At 28.9% G+C, this 6,223-nt stretch carries 7 protein-coding genes and 2 pseudogenes; 5 read left to right on the top strand and 4 right to left on the bottom strand.

Going from position 1 to position 6,223, the window contains the following annotated elements; genetic code table 11:
* On the bottom strand, window positions 1-166 hold a 166-nt coding region (locus BUB32_RS13325; protein WP_159428525.1), incomplete at its 3' end, for a glycohydrolase toxin TNT-related protein.
* Between the two features lie 783 nt (window positions 167-949).
* A complete protein-coding gene (locus BUB32_RS01670) occupies window positions 950-1,228 on the bottom strand; it encodes a hypothetical protein (protein WP_072966884.1) in 279 nt (92 codons plus the stop codon).
* 588 nt (window positions 1,229-1,816) lie between these two features.
* Between BUB32_RS01670 and BUB32_RS01665 the strand changes: the two genes are divergently transcribed.
* Entirely contained in the window at window positions 1,817-2,110 is a 294-nt protein-coding gene (locus BUB32_RS01665) for a preprotein translocase subunit SecE (protein WP_072966882.1), read from the top strand.
* 103 nt (window positions 2,111-2,213) lie between these two features.
* Window positions 2,214-2,279 (top strand): annotated as a pseudogene (locus tag BUB32_RS13400) (transposase); the annotation flags it as partial.
* A 199-nt stretch (window positions 2,280-2,478) separates the two neighbouring features.
* On the opposite strand, the gene BUB32_RS13045 reads toward BUB32_RS13400, so the two are convergent.
* Entirely contained in the window at window positions 2,479-2,661 is a 183-nt protein-coding gene (locus BUB32_RS13045) for a hypothetical protein (protein WP_234949200.1), read from the bottom strand.
* A 308-nt stretch (window positions 2,662-2,969) separates the two neighbouring features.
* Here BUB32_RS13045 and BUB32_RS01650 point away from each other — a divergent pair, with 308 nt between their 5' ends.
* Window positions 2,970-3,482, top strand: coding sequence for a sigma-70 family RNA polymerase sigma factor (locus tag BUB32_RS01650; RefSeq protein WP_072966880.1), 513 nt, complete (start codon window positions 2,970-2,972; stop codon window positions 3,480-3,482).
* A gap of 5 nt (window positions 3,483-3,487) precedes the next feature.
* Window positions 3,488-4,816, top strand: coding sequence for a DUF4179 domain-containing protein (locus BUB32_RS01645; protein WP_234949199.1), 1,329 nt, complete (start codon window positions 3,488-3,490; stop codon window positions 4,814-4,816).
* A 238-nt stretch (window positions 4,817-5,054) separates the two neighbouring features.
* Here the strand turns inward: BUB32_RS01645 and BUB32_RS01640 are convergent, their stop codons facing one another.
* Complete coding sequence (locus BUB32_RS01640) at window positions 5,055-5,558, bottom strand: hypothetical protein (RefSeq protein ID WP_072966878.1); 504 nt, start codon at window positions 5,556-5,558, stop codon at window positions 5,055-5,057.
* 190 nt (window positions 5,559-5,748) lie between these two features.
* Here BUB32_RS01640 and BUB32_RS01635 point away from each other — a divergent pair.
* A pseudogene (locus BUB32_RS01635) lies at window positions 5,749-6,197 on the top strand (transposase); the annotation flags it as partial.
* Between the last annotated feature and the right edge of the window lie 26 nt (window positions 6,198-6,223).

The following is a 6,223-nucleotide window of genomic DNA, read 5'->3' as shown; positions in this document are numbered from 1 at the left end:
ATATCTGAGGAGCTCCACCAGGTTTACCCCAATGAGGTGCAACTGTTCCCTTTAATACTTTTGTACCTTTAGGAATTATCCATTGCTGTATATTCCCCGCTTTATTACCTGGCGGTAAAGCTAATTGATTTACAGGATCTTTTAAAAGTTCTGTTGTTAACCACACTTCCCTCTTGGATTAGAATTACCATCATAATATCTATAAACTACTACGTCTTTATTTAATTCTATCACTTCTGCGCCTGGATTAAATGCTTCTATTATATCACGCCTATCTTTTTGATTGGTTTATTCCATTCTCTTTTAAAAACCTTGCTACGTCCTTCAACTCTTTAAATGTTGCTTTTTCAGTAGTTTGTGTCGTTACTTCTTTTACTGCTGTTAATGTAGTTTTTTCTAAAGTTTATCTATTTAATTAATTCTTAGTAGTTATTTCCTCTTGACTTTGTGAAAAATAGGCTTTATATCTGCTTGCTTTATTGATAAACAAAATTTAAGCTCCTGTTTCATAGTGTAAAAACAAGAGCTGTGCATATAGATTTGCCTTTTCTTAAATCTTCAAATATGAGATAAAAATTTAAAAAAACCAAATGTCTATGCTTATCTTCTATATTTTTGAGGTTTTTGCCTACATAAAAAAACAGGCTTTGAGCCTGCCTCACATTATGTTATTTCCATTCATAGTGCGTCCACATTCTATAGATTTTTACAATTTTTCCTTCTTTCAAAACTTCGTATATTATCTATGAGGTATTATTTTTCATTTTTGTATTTCTATAGTCTTTATACTGCACTCAGGAAACATCTCTCTAAACATTTCTTCCTGTTCTTCTAAACACAATATCTCTATTTCCGTCGCTTTTTATATCTGTACTGTGCCAGCATTAAATAGTTCTTTATCTTTGCAATCTTTTATATGTCGTTCAGAATTAAAACCACAACTTCTTTATTACCTGCACTGAAGTCTGCTTCTTCCCATGTCGGTTCTTTTAAGCCGCTTCCATAAGCTTTTACCGCTACTTCTCACGTACTCTATTCCTTTTGAGCCCAGCATTATGTCCCATTTCAGCTTTCTTACATTGTGGGTTTTCTTAACAAGTCTATTTGTTTTAAATAGTAATTTTTGTATCATAAATATAAGAAAGTTTTCTACTTTTATCATGCTCAGTTTTTCTACCATTCCCAAAAGTTTTTTGTCACGTTCTGTAAATTCCACATTTACAGGCATTGTGCATTCTCCTTTATGATTTAGAATATGTTTAAAATTGTAAAAAATATTTATATAGGGTTTATAGTCTACAATAACTATTTTTCTATAAAAAATAAAAATAACTAAAGTTAATTAAAAAATACCGATTTATTGAAATGGTGTGAGAAACTAAACATATAACACGAAAGGAGTGAGAAGATGAAAGTCTGAGACGTTGCAGTTAAGACTTTTCATCAAACTAATAAGGATTTTCTAACTGCTGGAAATATCATCTCTGAAGTTATAGTTGGAAGCCAGAAGGCCTATGCTGCTATAAAAGCTGCTTTTGCAGAAAATATTTTTGACCAAGCTATAGATGGTACTTCTCCCGTAGCTTATAGGCACAAGAATTGCTGATAGGCACATAATAACACATAATAAATAGGAATGGTAGTAACTGCTTCAATAAATTATGACATTGATTTTGCAAGCCATTTTGTTCATAATGTGGGATGGTAGGAATATTAATTTATACAATTTCTCCAATCAATATGTTTTATTAAAATAATTAGAATTAATGGATAATATTAGTTATTATTTGGTAATCGTTAAAGGAGTTGGTATTGAATGACATTTCCTTTTAAAGGATCATTTGCGTTTTTAATACCTTTAATTTTTGGATATTTTTCAGGTTATTTGATACTTATTTTATTAAGGTATATATTGATAGGATATTATAATTATGACAAAAAAGAAGTTTTTAAAGAAACGGCTATTGTATTTTGGGAGAGTATATTTATTTCCATAATTATATGGGCTATAAAGTTTTTTATACATGAACAATTTAACCTTTTCCAATGGACTGTACCAAGTATAGTGGTAATAGAAGTATTAAGGCAAATATTAACAAAAAGGAATTGAGTCATCCCTACCAGCTGACTGAAAAGAGATGAAAAATAGCTCAATACCTCAATACAATATTCCATAGATTCTGAAATTTTGCATTACCTTTTTGCACTTTGCGCAAGCAATTCATCGACATTTCCAGGGAGCTACCTGGCAAAGGTGCCAAACACATTTTATGCGAAATAACATACAAAACAACTCCCTTTGTACTATAATATTGAAAACCAACTTCAATTTAGGATGTAATCTACGACAATTAAAGATGAAATAAAAGAAATACCAAACTTAGCCTTCCCGCTGTAGGCGAAATGCTCCTTATGATAGTATGGATAATAAATACCCTAATCGAATCCTGCTTAGTCTTGCTCAAAATACATTTTAATTTATTTTATAACAGGAAAGTGGCTATTTTTTCTCTTTTTAAATATGGTTAAAACGCCAGAACAATAAGAAAGTTTTTCAAAACTTATGTTTAAATGCGGCAACAACTTTATTATTTTATCAACTATAATATAGTGTTCCTCATCATCCCATATGTCCTTGTCTTTTTCCCTTGCCTTAAGCATTTCCTCTGTATTTTTAAATGCTACATCTCCAAATATTATCGCACCATCATCTTTTAGATTTAGATTTTTTAATAGTTTAGTTATTAATTCTACCTTCTCATTATCAGTTAAATATGGTATCTTAATGTCAAAACGTCTAACAAAAATATATGATCTTATATATCCTTTTACATATCCTTACCTTAATTATATAATATATGGTATGTCAAATATTTTCAGCCCGATTAAAATCTGCATAGATTATTTTTTTAAAACTTTTTTAATAACTTTTGAGTCTAATCTAAAGAGATGGATAAGGGAGGCAGATTATGGATGAACAATTGCTTTTAAAAAAAGCCCAAAGGGGAGATGATGAAGCGTTTTATCAGTTGATGGAAAATATGAAAGAACAGCTTTATAGAATAGCTCTCTCTTATTTAAAAAGCGAAGAGGAAGCATTAGAGGCTGTTCAAGAAGTCATATATAGAGCCTATATAAATATAAAAAAATTGAAAAAGCCAGAATTTTTTAAAACCTGGATTACACGGATAATGATAAATTATTGCATAGATGAACTTAAATATAAAAAAAGATTTACAAATGAAAATTTTGAAGTGGAAAAATCTTCAGAAAGCCTTCTATCAAACAGCAATTATGACTTTGTAGAAATAGAAACGCTATTATCCAATCTTGAAAAAAGATATCGAACAGTAATTGTATTAAAATACTTTCATGATTATAAAATTTCGGAAATCGCACTTATTCTCAATAAGCCAGAAGGAACAATCAAAACTTGGCTTTACAAAGGGCTTGAAATATTGAAAAATCTTTATAGGGGGTGAAAAAGTTGAAAAAAGATATTGAAAAAATTTTAGAAGAAAAAGGTAATCAGATAAAAACTGCAAAAATACCTGATGAAATAGAAAATTATATAAAAACCGGTATAGAAAAAGGTAAAAAAAGAAAACTTATTTTAAAACAGAGAAAAAAATTTTCTTACATTGCAGCAGGCATTGTTTTAGTTTTATTTGTGATGTCCATAAGGTTATCAACTAGCGTTGCGGCATATATCAGTCAAATACCAGGTTTTCAATCAATTGTTCATTTGGTAAGATATGATAAAGGCCTTGATTTAGCAGTAAAAAATAACTTTATACAACCTATTTATCTTTCAAAAGAAGACGAAGGTATGAAAGTTTCAATTGATGGATTAATTGTTGATGAAAGCCGCATAATAGTATTTTACTCTATTGAAAATAAATCTGACAACCCAATAAAACTTAAAGATATAAAATTATATGACAATAATAATCAACTATTAGAAGATGTGTCTGTAAGCTGGAACGGTTTTGACAATTTAAATAAGGAAAAAGTAAGTTTTATAGACATTGCTTTTTCAGAAGAAAAAGATAAAATACCAGATAAATTAAATGTGGATTTTGAATTTAAAGGTATAAAAAGCTCTCTATTTAACTTTTCTATTCCTATAGATAAAGAGAAGTTTATAGGGTTAAAGGAAGTTTTTATTTTAAATAAAACAGTAGAAATAGACAAACAAAAAATTACTTTTGAAAAAGTGATAATTTATCCCACACGTATTGCTGTATATATTAGCTATGACACAAAAAACACTAAAAAAATACTTGGCTTTTATGACATGAAGATTATAGATGAAGACAATGATATATTCGGACAAATAAGTAATGGAGTAACTTCAACAATAAAAGATGATAATAACATAATACTTTATTTTCAGAGCAATTTCTTCAAAAAGCCAAAAAACTTATATATTGTCTTTTCAAAAATCAAGGCAATTGATAAAGATAAAGAGTATGTTTTAATAGACTTAAAAAATAACACAATTTTAAACAAACCTGATGAAAAGCTCAATTTAAATGACATAGTGAATAATGGCAATGATATAGAACTTACGTTTACTATTGAAAAGATAGATAATTCAAATAATTTTTATAGTCCTTTTTACAGCGAATTTGAGGACTCCTCTATGAAAAAATATAATTTTTTAAACTGGAGTATTCATGCTGTAGAAAATGAAAAAATAGAGAAAGTCATAATCAAAATTCCAAATGTATCTTATGATAACCCAGTCAAATTTAAAATTGTAGATTATCCTCTTTTAATTGGTGATAGAGAAATAAAGATAAAAGTAAAATAAATAATCAAATAAAAGGAGACGGTTCCCTATTCAAGATCTTAAAATAAGAAAAACCGTCTCCTTTGTTTATTAATTTTATTTTAAATTTCATTTAATCATTATCAACTAACAATTTGAATGGGATATATTTGAGCATCTTACCATAGACAAGGTCAAAAGTTTTACAGTAGCCTTCTGCTTCTCCTCTCGCAGTTGGTATAAAAAGAGCTTTTATACTCACTCCTTTTGAAAAATAAATTTATTCTATTTTATCTTTTACTTCTATAGAAAAATAGTATGTAGCTTCACCAACAGGATAACTGACTAAAAGACTGTATATATGTAAACCCGGTTTGTTTGGCACTTTAAAAATTATATTTTTTACATAGTCAGACTTTCCTTCAAAGGAAGTATCGGAAATTATTTCGTAATTCCCATTCTTTTGCCTTTCATATACTGTACAGTGCAAGGGCTTTTTTCTAAAAATTATACTTATTTCTTCATTCGGCAATACAATGGTGGGATTAATAATTTCATCTATTAATGTTTGTTCTCCTCCGCAAAAGTTATACTTCTGCTTAAACTTGCTATTATATTCAATTCTCACAGTAGCAAGAGGAATTTCAACTTTGCCATTGTCCCACATTACAACAGGTTCGGGTATCTCTATATATCTGCTTTCAATAACCCAGAATAAAAATGATGAAGTAGCTATCATTAAAAAAATAAAAAGCACTAACAGAAATATTTTCTTATTTCTCATATTATCACTCCTTTAAACTACTGTGGTAGACTTGTGCAAAATTCAAAAGCCTTCATTTAAGCCATTCCACAGACATGCTTTTTTTCTATCACTCTTGAATTTTTTATCTTTTATGTAGGATTTCCCCTCCCATTTGTCGAATTATTATATATACACTATAAAAAATTTTTTAAGAAGGAGGAAATCTTACATATACCAGCTTCAATTACTTTTAAATATACCTGTTTACTTCCCAGTCTAAAATTGATTTCTATTCTTCTATGTTTAAAAATCTAGACTTGTCTTCAATACCTGAATTCCCTTCCTCTAGTCCTGGCCGTAAGGGTTATTCTCATCGTGCAATGTTTAGAGCTTTTATTGTTATTAAGCTTTAAGATTCGGAACAATTTCTGACCTTTTAGATTATCTCCGCAATAATCTTATCACTTCTCATCTTTGTGGTTTTAACATTTTTAAACCTCTTCCTTCTTATTGGACTTTCCGCCTTTTTATTCATGACTACTCTCATGATTATTTGACCTCTATCTTTCAAAATCAGTCAATATCCTTAAAAATATGGGAATTATCTCTGGTGAGTTTATTTCCATAGACTCTACCTCTATTAAAATTGACACTAAGTTAAATAACCTAAACACTTATTAGATTGGTACATAACGTTTTATTAA

The organism is Thermoanaerobacter uzonensis DSM 18761, assembly GCF_900129115.1.
Classification (GTDB): domain Bacteria; phylum Bacillota; class Thermoanaerobacteria; order Thermoanaerobacterales; family Thermoanaerobacteraceae; genus Thermoanaerobacter; species Thermoanaerobacter uzonensis.
The sequence above is the reverse complement of the archived record's forward strand: the minus strand, read 5'-3'. Positions and strand labels throughout refer to the sequence as shown.

Bases quoted from the DNA above. Each gene is read 5' to 3' on its own strand.
- BUB32_RS13045 (WP_234949200.1), bottom strand. From the start codon at position 2,661: ATGCTTAAGGCAAGGGAAAAAGACAAGGACATATGGGATGATGAGGAA.
- BUB32_RS01665 (WP_072966882.1), top strand. From the start codon at position 1,817: ATGACATTTCCTTTTAAAGGATCATTTGCGTTTTTAATACCTTTAATT.
- BUB32_RS01670 (WP_072966884.1), bottom strand. From the start codon at position 1,228: ATGCCTGTAAATGTGGAATTTACAGAACGTGACAAAAAACTTTTGGGA.
- BUB32_RS01640 (WP_072966878.1), bottom strand. From the start codon at position 5,558: ATGAGAAATAAGAAAATATTTCTGTTAGTGCTTTTTATTTTTTTAATG.
- BUB32_RS01650 (WP_072966880.1), top strand. From the start codon at position 2,970: ATGGATGAACAATTGCTTTTAAAAAAAGCCCAAAGGGGAGATGATGAA.